Source organism: Azospirillum griseum, assembly GCF_003966125.1.
Lineage (GTDB): Bacteria > Pseudomonadota > Alphaproteobacteria > Azospirillales > Azospirillaceae > Azospirillum > Azospirillum griseum.
Map to the genome: position 1 here is coordinate 1 of NZ_RXMA01000048.1, position 23224 is coordinate 23224.

The following is a 23224-nucleotide window of genomic DNA, read 5'->3' on the forward strand; positions in this document are numbered from 1 at the left end:
GGTAGGCGTTGGTGCGCAGGGTGGCGCGCACCAGCGTGACGAAGCGGCGCAGGATGCGGTCGTCGTCCAGATTGGTGACGGCGTCCAGTGCGGAATCGATGGCCTCCAGGATCGGGGCCTCGTCCGCGCCCGTGCCCTGGCGCAGCTTCGGGTCGAAGCGCGCGGCGAACAGCCGGGCGATCAGGCGCGCGATCTCCGGATGGCTGGCCAGCGTGGCCTCCACCGTGTCCTGCGCGTAGGCAAAGCGCGCCTGCTTCAGGAACTTCGCGTAGGCCCGCAGAACCACCACGTCCCGCGCCGTCAAACCCGCCCGCAGGATCAGACGGTTGAACCCGTCATCCTCCATCCGGCCAGACCACACGGCGGCAAACGCGTCCTGGAAGATTTCCTTCACCTGGGCGGTGTCCACGGCGGCCCCGGTCTGGCTGCGCGCGGCGAAATCATGGATCCACACCGGTGCGTCGGCCCCGGCGGCGGTGACTTCGTAGGGCTGTTCGGTGATGACCTTCAGGTCCATGTGCTCCAGCATCGGCAGCACGTCCGACAGCGGGATCGGGCGGCCCAGATGGTAGAGCTTGACGTGGAGTTCGTCCTCCTCGGCTTCCAGCGGGTGGAACAGGGTGATGCCGAGCCGCTGTTGCGCGGTGGCCTGTTCGATGCGCTCGATGTCGTGAACGGCGGCTTCGGCGGTGAAATCCTCGCGGTAGCCCGCCGGGAAGGCGTCGGCGTAGCGGCGCAGGCGGGCGTTGCCGATCTCCTCGCCATGGGCGTCGATCAGGGCGTCGCGCAGATGGTCGCTCCAGCCGCGCGCGGCCTGAACCAGACGGGTCTCCAGTTCCGCCACGTCAAAGGCGGGCGTCTGGCCCGGTTCGGTGCGGATGATGAGATGAAGCCGGGCGAGCGCGCTTTCCGACAATTGCGTGTAATAGGAGGTGCAAACCCCCTTGAACCCGGCCTCCAGAATCGCCTGGAACTTGCGGCGCAGCGTGGTGTCGTAACGGTCGCGCGGGACGTAGACGAGGCAGGACACGAAGCGCTCGAACGGGTCGGGCCGCACGAACAGCGCCAACCGCTGGCGTTCCTGCAAATAGAGGATGCCGATGGCGGTCTCATAGAGTTCCGCCGCCTGGATCTGGAACAGTTCGTCGCGCGGGTAGGTTTCCAGGATGTTCAGCAGCGCCTTGCCGTCATGGCCCTGCGGGTCGAACCCGGCGCGCGCCATCACGTCGGCGATCTTGCGGCGCAGGAAGGGGATTTCGCGTGGGCTGCGGTTGTAGGCGACCGAGGTGAACAGCCCGACCATCAGCAGCACGCCGAAGACGCGGCCCTCCTCGTCGAACCGCTTGACCAGCAGCGCGTCGAGCGGGACGGCGCGGTGGACGGTGGCGAGCCGGGTCCCCTTCGTCACCAGCAGCGGGCGCGGCTGGTGCAGGAAGGCGCGGATTTCGGCGGGCAGGGTGGCGGCGTGGCCGTGTTCGTCGAAGACGGTGGTTTCGGGATCGCGCAGAACGCCCAGCCCGCTGCCCTCGACCAGTTCCAGCCACGGGTCATCGGGCTGGGCCGGGTGGCCCTGCGTGACCTTGTAATAGCGGCTGCCCAGCAGGGTGACGTTGCCGGCATCGACCCAGCCCATGAAATCGGCGGCTTCGGCGGCTTCCGCCGGATCCGGGGCCTTGGACAGATCATGCTGCGATCCGGCCACGCGGACGCGCATCGGTCCCCAATCCTGCACGGCGGCGCGAACGTCAGACAGCACCCGCTCCAGCCCCTCGCGCAGGCGGGCCAGCACCGCCGGATCCGATTGCGGATCGATCGAGCAGTGCATGAAGGATTCGTCGTGTGCGCCTTCCTGCGCCACGCCCGGTTCCAGCAGGCTGTCGAGCTTGCCGTCGGCGTCGCGCCGCACCCGCACGACCGGATGGATCACCAGGTGGACGGTGACGCCCTGGCGGTTCAGCTCCGCCGTGACCGAATCGACCAGGAACGGCATGTCGTCGTTAACGATTTCCACGACCGTGCGGTCGGATTGCCAGCCATGCTCGTCCAGCCGGGGGGAATAGACGCGCACGCGGGCGGATCCGGGCCGCCGGTGCTGGCCCCATTGCCACATCGCCAGCGCCGCGCCATAGAGCTGTTCCGGCGTGGCCCGCAGCAAATCGTCGGGGGGTACGTTGGCGTAGAAGCGCTGGACGAACTGTTCCGCCCGCGCGTTCGGCACCCGGCTGCGCACCAGCTCAGCCAGTTGCTTGCGCAGATCGCCCGCCAGATCCTTGGTCGCCGTCCGCATGATGGTGGTGCTCTCCCGTTTTTGAGTTTTGCTGGTAGTACCACCCTGACGCTGACAATTCGACGACAAATTAACGACAGTATGTCTGACTAATCGGCCGAAACCGGGCTTTTCTGGGGCGAAAGCGCCAGATCCTCGACCAGTCGGCGGGCGTGGGCGGACAGCTCGTCGAAGCGGCGGGCGCACAGAACCAGCAGGCGCGGTGCCCAGGAATCCGACAATTCCACCACCTGGATCGCCGAGGTGGCGGCGGCCCGGTGGGCGGCGGATTCCGGCACGATGCCGATGCCGACCCCGCGTTCCACCACCCGGCAGAGCGCGATGGGGCCGCGCACCCGCACGCGAAAGGACAGGCTGCGCCCGGCGCGCGCGGCGTGGGTGTCGAGATAGGCTTGCAGGGCGCTGCCGGTGTTAAGGCCGACGAACGGCTCGTCGAGCAGATCGGCGAAGGCCACGCCGGGTTGCGAGGCCAACCGATGACCCTTCGCCACCACCAGAACCAGACGGTCGGCGCGGAAGGGCCGGGTTTCCAGACCGCCCAGATCGACCATGTCGGCGACCACCCCCAGATCCGCCAGCCCGGCGGCCACCGCCGCCACGATGGCGTGGCTGGGGCGTTCCTCCAGGTCGATGTCGATGTTGGGGTTGGCGGCCAGGAACTCGGCGAGCGCGTCGGGCAGGAATTCGTTGATCGCGGCGGTGTTGGACAGCAGCCGGACATGGCCCTTCAGCCCGCGCGCGTACTCGTTCAACTCGCCGCGCATCCGTTCGATCTGGTGCAGGATCAGGCGGGCGTGGTGGATCACGGCGCGGCCCGCCGGGGTCGGACGCACACCCCGCCGCCCGCGTTCCAGCAGCGGGATGCCCAGCGCGTCCTCCATCCCCCGGATGCGCGCGCTGGCCGACGCGAGCGCCATGGCGCTGCGCTCCGCCCCGGCGGTGATGCTGCCGGTGTCGGCGACGTGCAGGAACAGGCGAAGGTCGGTCAGATCGAAGCGCACGGGCAGCCACCGCGATGGGGACACCGCATCAGCCTTCGGCTGTTCCGAAGGCAGGCTGCGGCAAAGCCACATTGTGACCTTTTGCCCCAGCGCGCAAGCTTCCCACCACAGCAACCGATGATGGCAGGCAAGGAGGGCGCGTCATGGCCTTGATCGAGCGGGAGCGGCGGAACGCGGAGCCTGTGGGCGAGGACATCGACCGCCGTCTGTTGGCCGTTGCGGTGGCGCTGGCCGGGCTGACGCTGCTGGCCATTCTGGATCTGGGCCGTCCGGTTCCCGGATCGGCCCCGCCGGTGGTGGTGCGCATCCCGCCCGTCGATCTGCCGCTGGAATCCCCGCCGGTGGCCGCCCGCCGTCCCCCGATCAACGATGATCTGTTGGGTCACGACTGAGCGGAACCGGCATCAGGCGATCACGGGGGCAATCACAGGGGAGCGGTCAGCGGCGGATCAGCGGTCCACCGGCGGGCTGTCGCTGCCGTCGCCCAACGGGCGTTCCATCAGCACGCTGTCGACCCAGCGGCCGAATTTGAAGCCGCTGGCGGGCAGGACACCGGCGGGACGGAAGCCACAGGCGCTGTGCAGGCCGATGGAGCCGTGGTTGTCGCTGCCGCCGATCACCGCGATCATCCGGCGGTACCCGGCGGCCTCACAGGCTTCGATCAAGGGCAGCATCAGGGCGCGCCCCACCCCGCGCCGGGCCTGCCCGGCGTCCACATAGACCGAATTTTCCAGGGTGAAACGATACGCGCTGCGGGCGCGGTAGAGACCGGCGTAGGCGTACCCGGCCAGCGCGCCACCAGCCTCGGCCACCAGATAGGGCAGGGCGCGCCCCAGAATTTCCGCTCGCCGTCGGGCCATCTCGGCCTCGTCCGGCGGGATCTCCTCGAACGAGGCGGTGCCGGTCAGGACGTGATGGCGGTACAGCGCGGTGATGGCCGGGATGTCCTCATCGCGGGAGGGGCGGATGGTCAAGGCGAGGGTCACGGTGATCAACTCCGATGATGCGGTCGAGAGACAGAAGACGATGCCGGGCGGTCCGACGACAGCAGCGCCGCGCACAGCGTGGCCATGCCGCCGCCCACCCCCAGCAGGGCGAAGCCCCACCCCCACCCGGCTCCCCCGGATCCGGGGGGGACGTGGTCCAACACCAGCCCGACCGCCAGCGGCGCGACACCCCCCGCACCAAAGCCGAGGATGGAGCGCACGGCCAGCGCCGCCCCCAACCGGTCGGGCGGGGTGGCTTCGGTCATCGCGGTGGACAGGACCGGGGAATCGCCCAACGCGGCGAAACCGTACAGCGCGGCCACCGGCAGGATCAACCAGACCGGCAGCGCGCCCATCCAGCCGATGGTCACGGAGCAGACGGTGCCCATCGCGCCCATCGCCACCAGCACCGCGCGCCGCCCCAGCCGGTCGGACGCCCGGCCCATGGTGAGCGACGACAGCGCGCCGGACAGATGGATGGCCCCGGCGATCCACAGGCCGGACGCCACCGCCCCGCCGGATCCGGTTCCGCTGGTGTTGGTGACGGCGGTTGCCAGGGTCGCGGTCAAAAAGGCGGGCAGCCACGCCCACATGCCCAGCAATTCCCAGGCGTGGGCGGTGTATCCGGCGGTCAGCAGGATCGACCGGCGGTCGGCGAGAAAGGCGAAAGCGTCGCGCAGCCGCAGCCCGCGCGCGCCGATCACCCGGTTCGGGCGGTGGCGCAGCCCCGGCCCGACAACCAGCGCGGCCAGCAGCGGACCCAGCCCGCAGGCGACAAAGGCGGCCTCGTAGCCGATGGCGTCGCTGAGGGCGGCGGCCAGGGCAATGGAGGCGAAATAGCCGAGCGACCCGGCCGCCAGCAGCCAGCCCACCGCCGCACCACGCCGGTTCGCCGCCACGCCCTGCGCCACCAGCATGATCGACGGGGCGTAGGTTCCGCCCTGGGTCAGGCCGAGCAGGCCGAACAGCCACAGCGCGCTGTCGGGCGAGCGGGCGAACAGGGCAAAGGCCAGCCCGGCGGCGGCGGACGCCCAGCTTGACCACAGGAACACCCGCTTGGCCCCCAGGCTGTCGGCGCACCAGGAGGACACCACCAGCGACAGGGCGTAACCGAAGTTGAAGGCGGTTTGGATCGCCCCGGCCTCCCCGCCGGACATGCCCCAGGCGCGCAGCGTCGCGGGGAGCGCGCCCGCATGCACCATGAAGGCCAGCGACGCCCCGAAGCGGCTGACGCACAGCGCGATCAACCAGAGGGGGGCACCCGTGTGTGCGGCGGTGGTGTTGGTGGGGTGAGGCATGGCCATAGGGTCGGGGGGGACGGACCAAAAGGCAAATTTATTGATTTGATCGGAATCATAAGGAAAACTGGCGGCATGCGTGGCATCAACCTCGACCAGCTCCTGACCTTCGCGATGGTGGTGGAGCATGGCGGCTTCACCGAGGCCGCGTCCCGTCTGGGCCTGACCCAACCGGCGGTCAGCATGCAGATCCGCAATCTGGAGGATCGGTTCGGCGTGCGTCTGATCGAACGGGTGGGCAAGCGCGCGCTGGCGACCGCCGCCGGGCGCGACCTGCTGCCCTTTGTCCATCGCCTGCGCGACGAGGCGGACGCGGCGGTGGCCCACATGATGCGCCACCGCGCCGGGGAGTTCGGGCGGGTGCGGATCGGCACCGGGGCGACGGCCTGCATCTACCGCCTGCCCGCGATCCTGACGACGCTGCGCGCCGCCCATCCCGGTTTGGAGATCATCGTCGTCACCGGCAACACACCGGACATTCTTGATGCGGTGGAGGCGGGGAGTTTGGATTTGGCGCTGGTGACGCTGCCCGCCGCCCGCCCGAGCCTGTCCATTGAGCCGGTCTGCGTCGAGCATCTGGTCGCCGTCGCCCCCCACAAGAGCGGGGACGGGATGAGCAGCAACGATGACCCGATCCGCCCGGCGGATCTGGCCGCCGCGCCGATGATCCTGTACGAGCGCGGCGGGACCATGCGCGCGGTCATCGACGCCTGGTTCGTCGCCGGGGGCAGCCAGCCCCGCCCGGCGATGGAAATGGGCAACGTCGAGGCGATCAAGAATCTGGTCGCCGCCGGGTTGGGCCGGTCGATCCTGCCGTCGGTGACGGTCGCGGGCGAGGTCGACCGGGGCCGCTTCCACGTCCGGCCCTTGTCTCCGCCGCTGACGCGCAGCCTGGGGCTGGCCCTGCGCCGGGACAAGACGCCCGACGCGGGTGTGCGGGCGATGGCCGCCGCCCTGCGCCGGTTGGACCGTGCGTAAGCCACATGGTCCAACCGGCGCGCGGTCGGGTCGCCGGGTGGACCGTTCAAACTGCGGGCATCAGCCCGCGCGCTTCAGATTCTGCGCCAAAGCCGCGATGTGGTCGGGGCCGATGCCGCAGCAGCCGCCGACGATGCCCGCCCCGCTGTCCACCCAGCGGGTGGCCCAGGTCAGGTAGTTGGGGGGATCGAGATCCTCGCGGATCGGATCCAACCCGTCGTTGGCCTTGGCCGTCTTCGGCTGCGGCGGGAAGGCGTTGGCGTAGACGCCGATGGTGATGCCGCTCACCTCGCCCAGGGTGGCGCGCGCCTCCCGCACGGCGGCTTGCATGACCTCCGGCTGGCTGCAATTGAACAGCAGGGCGGCGGCCCCCAGATCGCGCGCGGCCTCTGCGGCGTCGGCCACCCGTTCGCCCGAGCGCAGGGTCGGCGGCACCCGGCCCGCCGCAACCTCTTCCGCTGCGGTGTCGTCCAGGGTGAAGGACAGCCAGAGCGGGCGCGGGTCGTCGCCCAACGCCTGACGCACGGCGACCGCCTCGGCGATGGCGCTTTGCGTTTCGGCCAGCCAGTGATCGACGTGCGGGGCCAGACCGGCGATCAGCACCCGCAAAATTGCCCCCACCTGCGCGGCGTCGAACAGATCCGGACGGTAGGAGCCGAAGACCGGCGGCAGCGACCCCGCCACCGTCGCGCCGAATCGGTCGGCCACGCGGCGCGCCGCCGCCCCGGCCCGGGCCGCCAGGTCCTGCCCCTGGGCGGCGAATCGCTCCTCCCCGATGTGGAAGGGGACGACGGCGTAGCTGTTGGTGGTCAGCACGTCGGCCCCGGCCTCGGCAAAGGCGCTGTGGGCGCGTTCCACAAATTCGGGGGCTTCGATCAGGGCAAGGGCCGACCATTCCGGCTGGCGGAAGGGCGCGCCGATGCGCTGCAACTCCCGCCCCATGCCGCCATCCAGGATCCGCACCGTGTTTGCCATCGCGTCGCTCCATCGTTCAAAAAGAATGTCCATAGCCGAGGCTTTGGCGGTTGACAATCAATATGGAGAATATAGACAATTACTGTTCTTACTCGCACAATAACAAGGAAAATGTGTATGTTTCGTCGCATTGCCCTGGCCGCCGCTCTCTTCTTCGCTGTGCCGGCGGTTGCGCCGGTGGCGCAGGCGGGTGCCATTCTGGACCGCATCACCGCAAAGGGCGAGTTGAAGCTGGTCCTGCTCAACGATTACCCGCCCTTCTCCTTCATCAACGACAAGAACGAGCTGGCCGGGTTCGACATCGACGTGGCCAAGGCGGTGGCGGCCAAGCTGGGTGTGAAGCTGTCGATCGACACCCCGGCGTGGGAGGTGATCGCGGCGGGCAACTGGCATGGCCGCTGGGACATCTGCATCTGCTCCATGACCCCCACCGCCGAACGGGCGGAGGTGCTGGACTTCCCGGTCAAATATTACGATTCGCCCGCCGTGCTGGCGGTCCACAAGGACGAGACCCGCATCAAGGGGATCGGCGACATCTCCGGCAAGTCCATCGCCGTCCAGGCCGGGGCGTCCTACGAAAGCTATTTGCAGAAAAGCCTGAAGATTCCGGCACCGGGGGCCGAACAGCCGACCTTCCCGTTCGACAAGGTCACGGTTGTTCCGTATGAAACCGAGACGGTGGCGTTCCAGGATCTGGCGCTGGGCGGCGGCAAACGGGTTGATGGCGTCATCACCAATTTCGTCACCGCCAAGGAGCGGATCGACGCGACCAAGCTGTTCAAGATCGTCTCCGACAAGCTGTATGTCGAGCCGAACTGGGTGGCGGTGGAAAAGGGCGATCCGGCGTGGAGCGCCAAGGTGAAGGCGGTGATCGAGGGGTTGAAGGCGGACGGCACGCTGTCGGCCATTTCGAAGAAGTGGATCGGCATCGACATCACCGGCTGACCGGTGGGGGCGCTGCGGCCAGCAACGGCACGGGCAAGGGCACGGGTGGAGCGGGATGGCGGGTGATTCGGGAGTGGGGTGGCGTCGGTCCGGGCGCGCGGGGCGGACGTTCCGCCTGGGGGTGATCGCGGTCTGGGTTGGTCTGGCCGCGCTGCTGGCCCTGTTTTTCCAGAGCTTTGACCTGAAGCTGGCCCTTATTCTGGACAAGCTGCCCTTCCTGCTGGGGTTGCGCCTCACCCCGTCCGGCTTTGTCCAGGGGGCGGCTCTGACCCTGCTGGTCTGCACCCTGTCGATCGCGCTCAGCATCGTCATCGGGCTGGCGGCGACCATGGGGCGGTTGTCGTCCAACCCGGTGGCCTATGGCGTGTCGACCTTTTACGGCTCCTTCTTTCGCGGCACGCCGCTGCTGGTGCAAATCCTGCTGCTCTATCTGGGCTTGCCGCAGATCGGGGCGGTTCCCGCCGCCTTGCCCTGCGGCGTGCTGGCGCTGGCGCTGAATTACGGGGCCTATCTGACCGAGATTTTCCGCGCCAGCGTCCAGGCCGTGCCCGCCAGCCAGCGCGAGGCCGCCGCCGCGCTGGGTCTGTCGCGCGTTCAGATCGCCTGGACCGTGGTGTTTCCCCAGGCCACCCGCTTCGCCATTCCCCCCACCGGGGCGCAGTTCGTGGCGATGCTGAAGGATTCATCCCTGGTGTCGGTCACGGGGTTGTGGGAGATCAATTTCCTCGCCCAGTCCTATGGCCGGTCCAGCTACCGCTATGTGGAGATGCTGCTGACGGCGGCCTTCATCTATTGGATGTTGTCGCTGATGTTCGAATTCGCCCAGGCGCATCTGGAGCGGCGGTACGGCCGTGCCTATCAGGTCGGCTGACGCGCCGGTTCGCCCCGGTGGATTGTTCGGAACCAAGCCCTGCAAACCGTTGACAAGGCACCCATGCGTGGGTGCAATAGCCCCCGCGTTGGGTACGCCGTGGGGAACGCGACGCCACCCGAAAGACAACAAGCAGGTCGGGGCATCTCAATGAAAAAATTCGCTCTTAGCCTCCTCGGTGCGGTTGCGGCGGTCGCGATGGCCAGCCCCGCGATGGCCCAGGCCAAAAAGCCGGTCAACATCTACATCTGGAACGATTATCTGGGTGAAACCACCCTGGCCGACTTCACCAAGGCGACCGGGGCGGAAACGAAGGTTGATCTGTATGACAGCCTGGAGTTGCTGGAGCAAAAGGTCCTGGTCGGCAAGTCCGGCTATGACCTGATCGTCCCCACCGCCGAACCCACCCTGTCGCGCCTGATCCAGGCCAAGGTCGTCGGCCCGCTCGACAAGTCCAAGATTCCCAACATCAAGAACCTGGATCCCAAGGTTCTGAAGCTGCTGGAAAACTCCGATCCGGGCAACAAGTTCGCGGTTCCCTATCTGGGCGGGACCGTCGGCATCGCCATCATCCCGGAAAAGATCAAGGCGGTCGCCCCCGATGTCCCGCTCGATTCCTGGGACCTGATCTTCAAGCCGGAGGTGGCGAAGAAGGTCGCGGCCTGCGGCATCACCGTGATGGATTCCGCCATCGACGTCATCCCGTCGGTGCTCAACTATCTCGGCCTCGATCCGAACTCTGAAAAGAAAGAGGATCTGGACAAGGTCGAAAAGACGATGCTGGCGGTCCGCCCCTACATCAAGCAGTTCGTCACCGGCCAGAACATCAACATCCTGGCGGGCGGCGACGCCTGCGTCGTCATGGCCTACAACGGCGACGCCATCCAGGGTGCCGCCCGCGCGGCCGAGGCCAAGAGCGCCAAGGTGGAGTATGTGACGCCGAAGGAAGGCGTTCAGGTGTGGTGGGACACGCTGGCCGTTCCGGCCGATGCCCCCAACAAGGACGCGGCCTACCAGTTCATCAACTTTGTGCTGGATCCGGCCAACACCGCCAAGATCTCCAACACCGTGCGCTACGCCAACGCGGTCCCGGCCTCGCTGGCGGCGGTCGATGGCGAGATCAAGGGCAACCCCGGCATCTTCCTTCCCGACAACAGCAAGATCAAACTCTTCTCGCTGAAGCCGGTGAAGCAGGCCACCGACCGCGCCCGCACGCGCGCGTGGACCAAGATCAAAACCGGCAAGTAACCGCCCGCCCTGTGTGACGCGCCGCCGCGCCCCAGTCCACCCCTCGCGATCCGGGGGAGAGGGCTGGGGCGCGTTGCATTGATTGACGTGGCATTGATTGAGGAACGTGCATGGCCGGTCAGCCGCTTCGCAACCCCACCCGTCTGGCGCCCTGGCAGGACGCCGGACAGGCCCCCTATGTCCGCATCGACAAGGTGACGAAGGCGTTCGGTGATTTCGTCGCCGTGGACGAGGTCAGCCTGTCGATCTACCGCAACGAGTTCTTCGCGCTTCTGGGTGGATCGGGATCGGGCAAGACGACGCTGTTGCGGATGCTGGCCGGGTTTGAACAGCCGACCGAAGGCAAGATCTACATCGACGGCGTCGATATGTCGGGCATCCCGGCCTATGAACGGCCGGTCAACATGATGTTCCAGTCCTACGCCCTGTTTCCGCACATGACGGTGGAGCAGAACATCGCCTTTGGCCTGAAGCAGGACAATGTGCCCAAGGCCGAGATCCGCGACCGGGTGGCGGAGATGCTGGAGATGGTCCAGCTCTCCGCCTTCGGCAAACGGCGGCCCCACCAGCTGTCGGGTGGGCAGCGGCAGCGCGTGGCGCTGGCCCGCTCGCTGGCCAAGCGGCCCAAGCTGCTGCTGCTGGACGAGCCGCTGGGCGCGCTCGACAAGAAGCTGCGCGAGAAAACCCAGTTCGAGCTGGTCAACATCCAGGAAAAGCTGGGCGTCACCTTCATCGTCGTCACCCACGACCAGGAAGAGGCGATGACGATGTCGTCGCGCATCGCCGTGATGAATCACGGGACCATTGCCCAGGTGGGGACGCCGACCGAGATTTACGAATACCCGCATTCACGCTTCGTCGCCGAATTCATCGGTTCGACCAACATGTTCGAGGGGCGCATCGCCGAATCCACCACCGATCACGCGCTGGTCGTGTCGGAGGATGCCGGGTGCGAGCTGTACATCAGCCACGCCACCCCGGCCCCCATCGGCACGCCGGTGTCGGTGGCGATCCGCCCGGAAAAGATCGCCTTGTCAAAGGAGGAGTCGCCCGACGCCGCCGGGCGCAACTGCGCGCGCGGCGTGGTCCGCGAAATCGCCTATCTCGGCGACGTGTCGATCTATCTGGTGGAACTGCCGACCGGCAAGACGGTGCGCGTCACCGCGCCCAACATCACCCGGCGCACCGAAATGCCGATCACCTGGGAGGATGAGGTGTTTCTGAGCTGGCGGCCCTTCGCCGGCGTGGTGCTGGCGCAATGAGCGGCGTCGTCTCCGCACTCAGCCGCGTCGGGCTGTGGGGGCGGGGCGTGGTGATCGCCATGCCCTATCTGTGGCTCTTGCTGTTCTTCCTGGTCCCCTTCCTGATCGTCTTCGGCATCAGCTTTTCCGAATCCATCGTCGCCCAGCCGCCTTACGCGCCGCTGCTCGCCTGGCTGCGCGACGAGGATGCCGGAACGACCAAGCTTCAGATCCTGCTGAATCTGACCAACTATCTGCGCCTGACCGGCGATGACCTCTACATCCTGGCCTATCTCAACTCGGTCAAGATCGCGCTGGTGACGACGCTGCTGTGCCTGCTGATCGGCTATCCGATGGCCTACGCCATCGCGCGGGCCGAACCGGCGCGGCGCGGGCCGTTGATGATGCTGGTGATCCTGCCCTTCTGGACCTCCTTCCTGATCCGCATCTACGCCTGGATCGGCATCCTCAAGGGCAACGGCGTCATCAGCAACCTGTTGGAAAGCCTGGGCTTGACCAGCGGCCCGGTGGAGATTCTCTATTCCGATTGGGCGGTCTACATCGGCATGACCTATTGCTATCTGCCCTTCATGGTGCTGCCGCTCTATTCCACCCTGGAAAAGCTGGATCCGACGCTGCTGGAGGCGGCGGCGGATCTGGGGTGCCGTCCGTTCAAATCCTTCCTCACCGTCACCCTGCCGTTGTCGCTGCCCGGCATCATCGCCGGGTCGCTGCTGGTCTTCATCCCGGCGGTGGGCGAGTTTGTGACGCCGGAACTGCTGGGCGGACCCGACACGCTGATGATCGGGCGGGTGCTGTGGAACGAGTTCTTCTCCAACCGGGATTGGCCGGTGGCGTCGGGCGTGGCCATCGCGCTGCTGCTGCTGCTGGTGGTTCCGATCATGTATTTCCAGCATGTCCAAGGTCGTGAGGAAGGGGGGCGGTGATGAAACGCGGCGGTTTCCTGTCCTGGGCCTTGTGGTTCGGCTACGCCTTCCTCTATGTGCCCATCGCGCTGCTCGTGACCTATTCGTTCAACGAATCGCGTCTGGTCACGGTGTGGAGCGGCTTTTCAACCAAATGGTACGCGGAGTTGCTGACCAACGAACCGCTGCTGGAGGCCACCGCCCTGTCCTTGCAGGTGGCGGCGGTGTCGGCGACGCTGTCGGTGATTCTGGGCACCTGCGCGGGCATGGCGATGGCGCGCTTTGGCCGCTTCCGGGGGCGCACCCTGTTCGGCGGCATGATCACCGCCCCGCTGGTCATGCCGGAGGTCATCACCGGCCTGTCGCTGCTGCTGCTGTTCGTGGCGATGGAACAGGTGGTCGGCTGGCCCGATGGGCGCGGCGTGACCACCATCACCATCGCCCACACCACCTTCACGCTCGCCTATGTCGCCGTCGTCATCCAATCCCGGCTGGCCGGGATGGACGGCAGCCTGGAGGAGGCGGCGATGGATCTGGGCGCGCGCCCGGCCAAGGTGTTTTTCGTCATCACCCTGCCGATCATCGCCCCGGCGCTGGTGGCGGGCTGGCTGCTGGCCTTCACTTTGTCGCTCGACGATGTGGTGATCGCCAGCTTTGTGTCGGGGCCGGGATCGACCACGCTGCCGATGATGATCTTTTCCAGCGTGAAGTTCGGCATCAGCCCGCAGATCAACGCGTTGGCCACGCTGATGATTCTGGTGGTCGCCACCGGGATTTTCATCGCCAGCGTCGTGATGGCCCGGCAGGACCGCCAGCGCAAACGCGACGAGCAGATGGCGATTCAAGGAGGGTGATTGGGGCGGTTGATTGGGCCATCGCTGCTTGAACGAACGCTTGTCGTTACGCAAACAAGAATGGACGCGGATTTCACGGACAAAAGGTAAGGATTTCACGGATTTTCGACTCCAAATGCCTCCTGCATCTCGCCATGAGGTTTGTTGCACGATCGCAAGCAGCGCGGCTCTGGGGCGTGTTCTGCGAAATCCGTGAAATAATCCGTGAAATTCGTGTCCATTCTTGTTTTGACCGGGTACACGAGGCTTCAAGCGATTGCCCGGTCTGTGTCCCTCCCGCCACCGCCGCGTTGCAGACCCGCAACGCGGTGGGGTGGCTTTTGCGCGCGCCTTTTGTTAGGATGTTGGCATCGTCAACAGCACATGAGGTTGTGCCATGCGCGCGCTTTTGTGGTTTCCCCTGCTCAGGCTTGGTTTTTTCAGCAATCCGTCGGTTGGTTTTTCCACGCCCCGTTCTGTCACGGCCCGCCGCGCCCTGCGCCCGCCGTCCGGTCGTTGAGACCGCCCGCGTTCGTCAACCGCCCTTGCCGGTGAACGCGCCTTTTAAAAAATCCTCCTCCGGTCCCCTGGTTTTTATCGTCCGTTTGGCCGCGTTGCCAAACCCCGCTCCCCATGGTTAGGGTGATGCGAAGGGTTTCACAGGGCCATCTTGGCCATCTGGAATGATGCCGGGGGAAAGGACCGACGCATGACGACACCGACCGCCCAAGGCTTTCGGATGCCGGGAGAATGGGAACGCCACAGCGGTTGCTGGATGGCGTGGCCCTGCCGCCCGGACACCTGGCCAGACGGGGGCTTTGACGCCGCGTGCGACGCCTATGCCGAGGTGGCGCGGGCCATTTCCCGGTTTGAACCGGTGACGATGGTCTGCGACCCGGCGGACGTGGCCGAAGCCTCGCTGGCCTGCGGCCATGGCGTGCCGATTCTGTCCCTGCCGATCAGCGATTCCTGGATTCGTGACACCGGCCCCAGCTTCGTCGTCGATGGCAAGGGCGGGCTGGCCGGGGTTCATTGGGGTTTCAACGCCTGGGGTGGGAATTACGCGGATTGCGACCGCGACCGCGAGGTCGGGCGGCTGATCCTCGATCACATCCGGGTTCCGCGCTTTGCCGCCCCGCTGGTGATGGAGGGGGGATCCTTCCACGTCGATGGCGAGGGCACGCTGTTGACGACCGAACAATGCTTGCTGAACCCCAACCGCAACCCCGGCCTGACCAAGGCGGAGATCGAACGCCATCTGATGGATCATCTCGGCGTGTCGTCGGTGATCTGGTTGGGCGAGGGCTATCAGGACGACGAGACCGACGGCCACATCGACGAGATCGCCCTGTTCGTCCGCCCCGGCGTGGTGATGGCGATCACCACCGACGACCCCGGTGACGCCAATTTCAAGGCGTTCCAAGACAATCTGGACCGGCTGAAACGCGCCCGCGACGCCAAGGGGCGGGAACTGGAGATCATCACCGTCCAGCAACCGGCCCGCCGCGACGAAAACGGCGTGCGCCTGACCCTGTCCTACACCAACCTTTATGTTGCCAACGGCGGCATCGTCATGCCCGCCTTTGAAGATCCGGCGGACGACGAGGCGTTCCGCATCGTCCGCAAGGCCTTTCCGGACCGCGAGGTGGTGCAGGTCAACGCGCTCGACATCGTGCGCGGCGGCGGCGGCATTCATTGCATCACGCAGCAGCAGCCGATGGCCCTCTGATTACGGCGCAAACCCCGCCAGCACGCCGGTGTAGGCTTTGGGCAGGGGGGCGGCGTAGCCGCCGCGCTTGCTGGTGCGCAGACCCAGGGTGGCCAGCCCCTCCACCAGCGTCACGGCGGCGGACACGCCGTCCACCACCGGCACGCCGAATTCCTGGCGGAGCGAACGGGCGAGGTCGGCCATGCCGGCGCAGCCCAAGACGATGCACTCCGCCCCATCCTCATCCAACAGCCGGGCGATCACCGCGCGCATGCGGTCGAGCGCGCCGGAGGCGGGATCCTCCAACGCCAGCACCGGCACCTCGGCGGCGCGCACGGTGCAGCGGTCGGCCACGCCATAGCGTTGGGCCAGCCGCTCCAGGGCGGGAACGGAGCGGTTGAGCGTCGTCACCACCCCCATGGAGCCGCCGAGCAGCCCGGCGGTCTGCATCGCCGCCTCGCAAATGCCGACGACCGGCGCGTCGGCCACGCAGCGGGCGGCGTCCAGCCCGACATCGTCGAAACAGGCGATGACGATCCCCGCCAGCGCCCCGCCCTGGTCGCGCGCCGCGCGTTCGTGGCGGATGATGGTGTCGAGCAGGCCGGGAACGGCCAGCGCCTCGTCGTAATAGCCCTCGATGCTGGCCGGTCCCATGCTGGGGTTGACCGCCAGCACGCGGGTGGTCGGTGCGGCGGCGGCGCGGGCGGCGGCCCCGATGCGGTCGGTCATCGACGCGGTGGTGTTGGGGTTGACGACCAGAACGTCGCGGGGAACGGTCATCACGCGGCCCCTCCGGTGCGGCCCAGACGGCGGCGGCGCAGCCCCGCCAGCGTCATCAGGACCACCCCGATGATGGTGAAGGAAAAGACGGTGGTCAGCGATCCCAGCGCGTAGAGCACCGGCGTCGTGACGTTGGTGGTCATGCCGTAAATCTCCAGCGGCAGGGTGTTGAAGGACCCGGCGGTCATCAGCGTGCGGGCGAACTCGTCGTAGGACAGGGTGAATCCCGACATGCCGACGCCGATCAGGCTGGGCAGCAGGATCGGCAGCACGACGTGGCGCACCGTTTGCCACGGCGTGGCTCCCAGATCGCGCGCCGCCTCCTCATAGGCCGGGTTGAAGCGGTTGAAGATGGCGAAGACGATCAGCAGGCCGAAGGGCAGCGTCCAGGTCAGATGCGCGCCCATGGCCGAACCGTACCAGGTCGGCTCCAGCCCCAGGATGTTGAACAGCAGGCCGATGCCCAGGCTGACCAGGATCGACGGCACGATCAGGCTGGCGACCGTCAGATAGAACAGGGCGTTGCTGCCCACAAAGCGCCGCCGGAAGGCAAAGCCCGCCAGCAGCGAAAACAGCACCGTCAGCACCATCACCACCAGCCCCAGCGCCAGGGAGCGGCGGAAGGATCCGCCGAAATCGCCCACCGCCTGCTGCTGGAACAGGTTGCGGAACCAATGCAGCGACACCCCGTTCATCGGAAAGGTCAAGCCGCCCTCCGGCCCCTGAAAGGACAGGACCAGAATGGTCACGGTCGGCCCGTACAGGAACAGCACGAACAGGCCGAAAAAGGCGGCGAGCAGGTAAAAGGACAGACCGCGCCGGGCGCTGGGCATGGTTACAGCTCCTTCCGGATGTCAACGACGCGCAGCATGGCCGCGACCATCAGCAGCACCACGGCCAGCAGGATGACCGCGTTGGCCGCCGCCGCCGGGTATTGCAGCAGGGAAATTTCGTTGGCGATCATCAGCCCGATGGAGGCGCTCTGCCCGCCGCTCATCAGCCGCACGGTGATGAAATCGCCCATCACCAGCGTGACGACGAAGATGGAGCCGATGGCGATGCCCGGCTTGGACAGCGGCAGGATGACGTTCCACACCACCTGCCAGCCCTTGGCCCCGGCGTCGCGCGCCGCTTCCACCAGCGCGCGGTCGATCCGCATCATCGAATTGAAGATCGGGACCACCATGAACAGCGCGTTCAGGTGGACATAGGCCAGCACCACCGAGAAATCGGAAAAAAGCAGGAATTCCAACGGCTGGTCGATCACACCGGCGGCGATCAGGGTGGAGTTCAACAACCCGTTCCGCCCCAGAAACGGAATCCACGAGATCATGCGGATGATGTTGGAGGTCCAGAACGGAATCGTGCAGACCAGGAACAACACCATCTGCCAGACGGTGGATTGCACGTGAAAGGCCAGGAAATAGGCAACGGTGAAGCCGATCACCAGGGTGATGGCCCAGGTCAGCCCGGCGAATTTCAGCGTGTTGAGGTAGGTTTTCCAGGTGACGGGCGAGGTCAGCAACTCCGTGTAGTTCGTCAGCACGAAATCGGGGATGACCCGCACGCTGTCGTAATCCCAGAAGCTGACGACCAGGATGGTCAGGATGGGGATCAGCAGAAACAGGACCAGCGTCACCGTCAGCGGGGCCGCTTGCAGATAGGGGGCCAGCCGCCGCCAGCGGCGCGCCCGCACCGCGCCACCGCCCGGTTTGGTGGTTCGGGTGTGGCCTGTGGGAGCCTGGCCAGAGGGAACCAGGCCCGAGACGGCGGGATCCGGCGGGGCGTGGGTGGCGGTGGCGGTCATGGGCGGCACTCCCGGTGGACCGAACCGACCGCGCGGCGGATGGGGCCGCGCGGTCGGCTCGGTTCGGTTCAGCAACAGATCAGGCGGCGATGAACTCGTTCCACTTGCGAACCATGTAGCGGTCCTCGTCCATCACGGCGTTCCAGCAGGCGACGCGGCCCATGCGCTCTTCGAAGGAGCCGCCGTCGCGCACCGCACCGGCCTTTTCCATCACCTTGCCTTCGGGGCTGAGGATGTCGGTCTTGGCGGGTTTGCCCTCCATCCAGAAGGCCCATTCGTCCGCCGACATATGGTCCTTGGCGGTGTCGAGCACGGCGGAGTAATAGCCCTGGCGGTTCAGATAGGCCCCGACCCAGCCCGACAGATACCAGTTGATGTATTCATAGGCGGCGTCCAGCTCCAACCCGGTCAGATGCTTGGCCAGACCCAGCCCGCCGCCCCAGGCGCGGTAGCCTTCCTTCAGCGGCTGGTAGACGCAGGGGATGCCCTTGGCGCGCACGGCGGCGACGGCGGGCGACCACATGGATTGGATGATGACCTCGCCCGACGACATCAGGTTGACGCTCTCGTCGAAGCTCTTCCAGAAGGCGCGGAACTGCCCGGCCTTCTTGGCCTCGGTCATGATCGCCAGGGTCTTGTCGATCTCCTCCTTGGTCATGTTGCCCTTGTCGCCATAGCTGACGGCCCCCATGGCTTCGCAGACCATCGCGGCGTCCATGATGCCGATCGACGGGATGTTCAGCAGCGACGCCTTGCCCTTGAAGGCGGGGTCGAGCAGATCCTTCCAGCTCGAAATCGGGCGGCCGACCAGATCGGGGCGGATGCCCAGCGTGTCGGCGTTGTAGATGGTCGGGATCAGCGTCATCCATTGGGTGGGCGACTTGGCGAATTTGGTCGAATCCTTGCCCTCGACGAAACCGACCGTGTGGGGGGCGGTCCCCTGGGCGATGGCGCTGGACGGGGTCAGCTTGCCGTTGATGAAGATCGGAACGATCTTGTTGAAATTCTTCAGCTTGTTGACGTCCATCGGCTGGATCACGCCCGCCGGGAAGATCTTCTTGGCGATCCAGTATTCGATGTCGGCGATGTCATAGGATTTCGGCTGCGTCGCCGCGCGCTGGGTCACGGCGTCGGAATCCAGCGCCGTCATTTGCAGGGTGAAGCCCAGATCCGCCTTCACCTTGTCGGCGACGGCGTTCAGGTTCGACACGCCGGTGCCGATCTGGCGCAGGGTGATGTTCTTGATGTTCTGCGCCCAGATGGTCGGAAAGCCGGTGATCGCCCCGGATCCAACCGCCACACCAGCGGCGGCGGCGGTTCCCTTGAGCAGAGTGCGGCGGCTGACGCCAGTGGTGGTGGGGGAACCGGAACGCGTGTCGGACATGCTGAGCCTCCAGTGTGATCGGATAAGGGGATGATCGGAAACGGAAAACGGGTTGAGGCCGCTCAAGGACGGCAGCCGCATCAGGACGCCGGTCTTAGGACGCCAGGGGATGGGCGTCGGCGTGGTTCCAGCCGATTTGCACGGGCGCGCCGATGGCCAGCGGCGCGTCGTAAAAACGGGCCTCGTCGACGATCACGGCGAAGTCGTCGGCCCCCGCCACGTCCAGGCTGAGATGAACCGAGGTGCCGTGATACTCCAGCGCGCGCACGGTCCCGTCGGTGCGCAGGTCGCCGCCGCCCAGTTGGACGCGGTCGGCCCGCACGGCGCGCAGGCCGTCGGCGCTGCGGATCACGTTGTGGCCGCCGATGAAGCGGGCGACAAAGGCGGTGTGCGGGCGGTTGAACAGCTCGCGCGGCGGCCCGGCCTGTTCGATGCGGCCCTGATTCATCACCACGACCAGATCGGCCAGCGCCATCGCCTCGGTCTGGCTGTGGGTGACGTGGATGAAGGTGATGCCCAATTCGCGGTGCAGGCGCTTCAACTCCTCCCGCATGCGGTCGCGCAGGAAGGGGTCGAGCGCGGACAGCGGTTCGTCGAGCAGCAGCACGCCGGGGCGGGTGATGAGCGCGCGGGCCAGCGCCACGCGCTGCTGCTGCCCGCCGGACAGTTGGGCGGGCAGGCGGGCGGCGTATTTGCCCATATCCACCAGATCGAGCATCTCGCGCGCCTTGCGGCGGCGCTCCTCCACCGGCACGCCCTTCATCTTCAGGCTGAAGGCGACGTTGTCCACACAGTCCAGATGCGGGAACAGGGCGTAGCTTTGGAACATCATCGCCGTGCCGCGCGCGGCGGGCGGCTCGTCGTTCACCACGCGGTCGCCGATCAGCAGATCGCCGGTGCTGACATCCTCATGCCCGGCGATCATCCGCAGGGTGGAGGTCTTGCCGCAGCCGCTCGGCCCCAGCAGGCAGCAATAGGATCCGGCGGCGATGCGCAGGTCGATGGCGTTCACCGCCACGGTCGCGCCATAGGCCTTGGTGAGCTTCACCAGCTCGACAGTCGTTCCCGCGCCCGGTCCGGTGGTCATGACGCTCGATCCCATTTTGTGCACAATCGCGCTGCCAATTCAGCACAACACCGATTGTGCACACCGCGTGCCAGCCGATGGAGGGGCGGGAAACCGCCATTTCGCACGCACACCAACGGCGGCCTTTGACCAATTCCACGCCGCATTGCCTGAAAAAACGGCGTGATCGCTCAGTGGTCAGCCAATTCCACGGCTTGCGCGCGTTGGGCTTTCCAGTGGAGGCAATTTTGTGCACAATCATGCCAACGAAAAACGCCCAGACGGCTTGCACACCCATGAAGATCGCCTTGACCGCCTCCCCGCCCCGCCGTTCCCCCCGTGGACGCGGCGGGGCGGAGGCCCGGATCGTCCGCAGCATTGGCGAGGCCATCGCCGACCGCCGCCTGCCGCCCGGCACCAAGCTGGCCGAGGAAAGCCTTGCCCAGGTGTTCAGCGTCAGCCGGGAGCGGGTGCGCAAGGTGCTGCTGCTGCTGGCGCAGCGCCAGGTGGTGACGCTGATTCCCAACCGGGGGGCCTTCGTCGCCAAACCCACCGCGCAGGAGGCGCGCGAGGTGTTCGAGGCCCGGCGGGTGATCGAACGCGCGGTGATGGACAAGATCTGCGCCCTGCCGCGCCCGCTGCCGCCCGCGATGCTGGCCCGCCTGAACGACCACCGTGCCCAGGAAGAGGCGGCGGAACGGGCGGGCGACCGCAAGGCGCTGATCCGCCTGTCCGGCCAATTCCATTTGCTGTTGGCGGAGTTCGCCGGGAACGGCACGCTGGCGACGATCCTCGCCAGCCTGATCGACCGCTCCGGTCTGGCCATCGCCGCCTTCGAACGGCGGACCGCCCACACCTGCTCGGCCGAAGACCACCGCCGCCTGATCGACGCGCTGGCCGGAACCGGCGATCACACCCACGGCGCGGGCTGTGGCTGCGCCGACGCTGTCACCCTGATGATGACCCACCTCGACGCGGTGGAAGCCCAACTGGATCTGGACGCCACCCCCGACACGGCGGTCGATCTCAAATCCATCTTCGCCGAGGACGGGTGAGGCGCGCCCCGCCCGACATTCTGGGCGTCAAACCAGACTGTCGGGGCGGGGCCGGTGCGGATCAGGCAGGCCGGGTCAGGCTGGGCGGATCGCCTGCGGGTAGGTGAACAACATCCCCGGATCGACCGCCTGTTTCACCTGCGACAGCCGGGCCAGATTTTCGCCGTAATAGGCGCTGCGCCAATCGGCCAGCGACGGATCGGGAAAGTTCTGGAACGCGCCCACCGCCTTGGTGCGCCGGTTGACGTCCGCGTAGAAATTCTGCTGCCAGTCCAGATTGGCGTCGACCAGCGCCACCGGGTCGGTGGGCCGCCACCAATTGGCCTCGACGCTGAACAGCCAATCGAAGCCGCGATGGACATAGGCGGTTTCGGTCGGCCCCATCCGGTTGATGGCACCGCCGACCTGGAAGAATTTGAAGGCGGAGGGCATGGAGGTGCCGGGCATTTTCGCCGCCCAATCAAACATGGCGGCGATGGCCTCCTCGCTGATGTCCGCCGCCCGCATGTAGCTGGATTTTTCCTGATAGAAGTAGGGGTAGGTGGTTTCGGTCAGGAAATCCTGTCCGGCCCAATAGGCGACATCCTCCTTCACCGTCCGGTGATCGGCCAGTTCCCAGGTGGATTTGAAGATCTCCTTCAGCGTCGTTTTCGATGGGTGGAGCTGGCCCAGGATCGACAGAGTCGTTCCCACCTTGTCGCAGCGTTCCGACAGGCTGGGGATGGTGACGCTGATTTTGCTGCCGAAATCGTCGGGTGCGCTGGCCAGCTCGGTCAACAGCAGGCGCAGCACGCGGGGCAGATCCTTGGTCCAGGTCAGGTTGAACACCGTGACCGTGCTGACCGGCTGGGTTTGCAGGGTAAAGGCGGTGTTGACGCCGAAATTGCCACCGCCGCCGCCCCGGCAGGCCCAGAACAGGCTGGAGTCCCGCTCGGCGGTGGCGTTGACCAGACTGCCGTCCGCCGTCACCAGATCGGTGGCGCGCAGCAGGTCCGATCCCACGCCCCATTTGCGCATGTTGAAGCCGATGCCGCCGCCCAGCAGGAAGCCCGCCGCGCCGACGGTGTCGCACCGGCCATGGGTGATGGTGCGGCCCAGCCGCTCAAGCTGCTTGTAAACCAGGTTGTTCAGCGTGCCGCCCAGAACACGGACCAGCCCATCCGATCCCGGAATCAGCTCCGCCCCCGCCATCTTGGTCATGTCGATCAAAAGGCCGGGGGTGGTGGAATAGCCCGCGTAATTGTGGCCGCCCGACCGCACGGCAAAGGGCATGCCCTGTTGCTTGACCCACGCGATGCAGGCCTGGACGTCCTGCGCCGTCACGCACCGCGCGATGCCCGCCGGAAGGGTGGCGACGTAGCGCAGGTTGTTGGGACGGCAGACGTCGCCGAAGAAGGGATCGTCGGGGCGCAGCACGCCGCCACTGACCTTGCGGGCCAGATCGGTCCAGGCCGAGGGCGGTGGGCAATAGGCCTTTGCCCCGTCGTCGGCGAAGGCCCCGGCGGGCAACAGCCCGGCCACCGGCGCGGCGGCGGCGAAACGGCCAAGACCAACGAGAAAGTTGCGGCGCGAGGACGGCAGGAACGGCGGCATCTCGGTCTCCACAAATGGCGATGGCTGTTATTGTTTCGGATAATAATTATCAATGGATGTATCCCAACTCGATGGCCACCAAAACAGTTTTGCGGACGCATGATCGTGTCGCCTGGATAAAGTCACGGTTGAGACGAGAAGCGCGCGCCGTGGTCCACGGGAATCGCATTTGGAAAAGATGAGTAGCAGCGTTCGTTGAAATGGATTCTGTATGTCGGCCCTTATGGCGGGAGCTGGGTCGA

22 protein-coding genes are annotated in these 23224 nt (G+C 66.6%); 11 read left to right on the forward strand and 11 right to left on the reverse strand.

The window, feature by feature from the left end:
- Nucleotides 1–2287 (reverse strand): NAD-glutamate dehydrogenase domain-containing protein (locus tag EJ903_RS24925; protein WP_148105303.1); only part of this gene is annotated, 2287 nt, incomplete at its 3' end.
- A gap of 89 nt (nucleotides 2288–2376) precedes the next feature.
- Entirely contained in the window at nucleotides 2377–3312 is a 936-nt protein-coding gene (locus EJ903_RS24930) for a LysR family transcriptional regulator (protein WP_246015957.1), read from the reverse strand.
- A 119-nt stretch (nucleotides 3313–3431) separates the two neighbouring features.
- Between EJ903_RS24930 and EJ903_RS24935 the strand changes: the two genes are divergently transcribed.
- Nucleotides 3432–3680: a hypothetical protein gene (locus tag EJ903_RS24935; protein ID WP_126620587.1), complete on the forward strand. Its 249-nt coding sequence runs from the start codon at nucleotides 3432–3434 to the stop codon at nucleotides 3678–3680.
- Nucleotides 3681–3737: 57 nt separating this feature from the next.
- Here EJ903_RS24935 and EJ903_RS24940 read toward each other — a convergent pair whose 3' ends face one another.
- Together EJ903_RS24940 and EJ903_RS24945 are read right to left on the reverse strand one after the other, a co-directional pair.
- On the reverse strand, nucleotides 3738–4274 hold the full coding sequence (locus EJ903_RS24940; RefSeq protein ID WP_246015959.1) for a GNAT family N-acetyltransferase: 537 nt from the start codon (nucleotides 4272–4274) through the stop codon (nucleotides 3738–3740).
- Between the two features lie 5 nt (nucleotides 4275–4279).
- On the reverse strand, nucleotides 4280–5572 hold the full coding sequence (locus EJ903_RS24945) for an MFS transporter (protein ID WP_246015961.1): 1293 nt from the start codon (nucleotides 5570–5572) through the stop codon (nucleotides 4280–4282).
- A gap of 75 nt (nucleotides 5573–5647) precedes the next feature.
- Here EJ903_RS24945 and EJ903_RS24950 point away from each other — a divergent pair, with 75 nt between their 5' ends.
- A complete protein-coding gene (locus EJ903_RS24950) occupies nucleotides 5648–6550 on the forward strand; it encodes a LysR family transcriptional regulator (protein WP_126620588.1) in 903 nt (300 codons plus the stop codon).
- A 60-nt stretch (nucleotides 6551–6610) separates the two neighbouring features.
- On the opposite strand, the gene EJ903_RS24955 is transcribed toward EJ903_RS24950, so the two are convergent.
- Entirely contained in the window at nucleotides 6611–7525 is a 915-nt protein-coding gene (locus EJ903_RS24955) for a homocysteine S-methyltransferase family protein (protein WP_126620589.1), read from the reverse strand.
- A 117-nt stretch (nucleotides 7526–7642) separates the two neighbouring features.
- Between EJ903_RS24955 and EJ903_RS24960 the strand changes: the two genes are divergently transcribed.
- From EJ903_RS24960 to EJ903_RS24990, 7 genes are all read left to right on the forward strand, one after another.
- Nucleotides 7643–8470, forward strand: a complete 828-nt coding sequence (locus EJ903_RS24960; RefSeq protein ID WP_126620590.1) for a transporter substrate-binding domain-containing protein — start codon at nucleotides 7643–7645, stop codon at nucleotides 8468–8470.
- 55 nt (nucleotides 8471–8525) lie between these two features.
- Nucleotides 8526–9341, forward strand: a complete 816-nt coding sequence (locus EJ903_RS24965; RefSeq protein ID WP_126620591.1) for an amino acid ABC transporter permease — start codon at nucleotides 8526–8528, stop codon at nucleotides 9339–9341.
- A gap of 198 nt (nucleotides 9342–9539) precedes the next feature.
- Nucleotides 9540–10589 (forward strand): extracellular solute-binding protein, encoded by a 1050-nt coding sequence (locus EJ903_RS24970; protein WP_342772196.1) that lies wholly within the window; start codon nucleotides 9540–9542, stop codon nucleotides 10587–10589.
- 110 nt (nucleotides 10590–10699) lie between these two features.
- A complete protein-coding gene (locus EJ903_RS24975; RefSeq protein ID WP_126620593.1) occupies nucleotides 10700–11851 on the forward strand; it encodes an ABC transporter ATP-binding protein in 1152 nt (383 codons plus the stop codon).
- Nucleotides 11848–12777: an ABC transporter permease subunit gene (locus tag EJ903_RS24980; protein WP_126620594.1), complete on the forward strand. Its 930-nt coding sequence runs from the start codon at nucleotides 11848–11850 to the stop codon at nucleotides 12775–12777. The genes EJ903_RS24975 and EJ903_RS24980 overlap by 4 nt, the downstream gene beginning before the upstream one ends.
- Nucleotides 12777–13610, forward strand: coding sequence for an ABC transporter permease subunit (locus EJ903_RS24985; protein ID WP_126620595.1), 834 nt, complete (start codon nucleotides 12777–12779; stop codon nucleotides 13608–13610). The genes EJ903_RS24980 and EJ903_RS24985 overlap by 1 nt, the downstream gene beginning before the upstream one ends.
- 688 nt (nucleotides 13611–14298) lie before the next feature.
- Nucleotides 14299–15318, forward strand: a complete 1020-nt coding sequence (locus EJ903_RS24990; RefSeq protein WP_126620596.1) for an agmatine deiminase family protein — start codon at nucleotides 14299–14301, stop codon at nucleotides 15316–15318.
- Here EJ903_RS24990 and EJ903_RS24995 read toward each other — a convergent pair whose 3' ends face one another.
- The 5 genes from EJ903_RS24995 to EJ903_RS25015 all read right to left on the reverse strand — a co-directional run bounded on the left by EJ903_RS24995 (nucleotide 15319) and on the right by EJ903_RS25015 (nucleotide 20355).
- Nucleotides 15319–16077 (reverse strand): aspartate/glutamate racemase family protein, encoded by a 759-nt coding sequence (locus tag EJ903_RS24995; RefSeq protein WP_126620597.1) that lies wholly within the window; start codon nucleotides 16075–16077, stop codon nucleotides 15319–15321.
- Nucleotides 16077–16910 (reverse strand): ABC transporter permease, encoded by an 834-nt coding sequence (locus EJ903_RS25000; protein WP_126620598.1) that lies wholly within the window; start codon nucleotides 16908–16910, stop codon nucleotides 16077–16079. The genes EJ903_RS24995 and EJ903_RS25000 overlap by 1 nt, the downstream gene beginning before the upstream one ends.
- 2 nt (nucleotides 16911–16912) lie before the next feature.
- The gene (locus tag EJ903_RS25005; protein WP_126620599.1) at nucleotides 16913–17884 is read right to left on the reverse strand and encodes an ABC transporter permease; all 972 of its coding nucleotides are present in this window, start codon (nucleotides 17882–17884) and stop codon (nucleotides 16913–16915) included.
- A 79-nt stretch (nucleotides 17885–17963) separates the two neighbouring features.
- Entirely contained in the window at nucleotides 17964–19268 is a 1305-nt protein-coding gene (locus tag EJ903_RS25010) for an ABC transporter substrate-binding protein (protein WP_126620600.1), read from the reverse strand.
- A gap of 94 nt (nucleotides 19269–19362) precedes the next feature.
- Nucleotides 19363–20355, reverse strand: coding sequence for an ABC transporter ATP-binding protein (locus tag EJ903_RS25015; RefSeq protein ID WP_126620601.1), 993 nt, complete (start codon nucleotides 20353–20355; stop codon nucleotides 19363–19365).
- On the opposite strand from EJ903_RS25015, the gene EJ903_RS27445 reads away from it, so the two are divergent.
- On the forward strand, nucleotides 20354–20521 hold the full coding sequence (locus EJ903_RS27445) for a hypothetical protein (RefSeq protein WP_210211555.1): 168 nt from the start codon (nucleotides 20354–20356) through the stop codon (nucleotides 20519–20521). The genes EJ903_RS25015 and EJ903_RS27445 overlap by 2 nt on opposite strands.
- Nucleotides 20522–20630: 109 nt before the next feature.
- The gene (locus tag EJ903_RS25020; RefSeq protein WP_246015963.1) at nucleotides 20631–21389 is read left to right on the forward strand and encodes a GntR family transcriptional regulator; all 759 of its coding nucleotides are present in this window, start codon (nucleotides 20631–20633) and stop codon (nucleotides 21387–21389) included.
- 75 nt (nucleotides 21390–21464) lie between these two features.
- On the opposite strand, the gene EJ903_RS25025 is transcribed toward EJ903_RS25020, so the two are convergent.
- A complete protein-coding gene (locus tag EJ903_RS25025) occupies nucleotides 21465–22982 on the reverse strand; it encodes an FAD-binding oxidoreductase (protein WP_126620603.1) in 1518 nt (505 codons plus the stop codon).
- Between the last annotated feature and the right edge of the window lie 242 nt (nucleotides 22983–23224).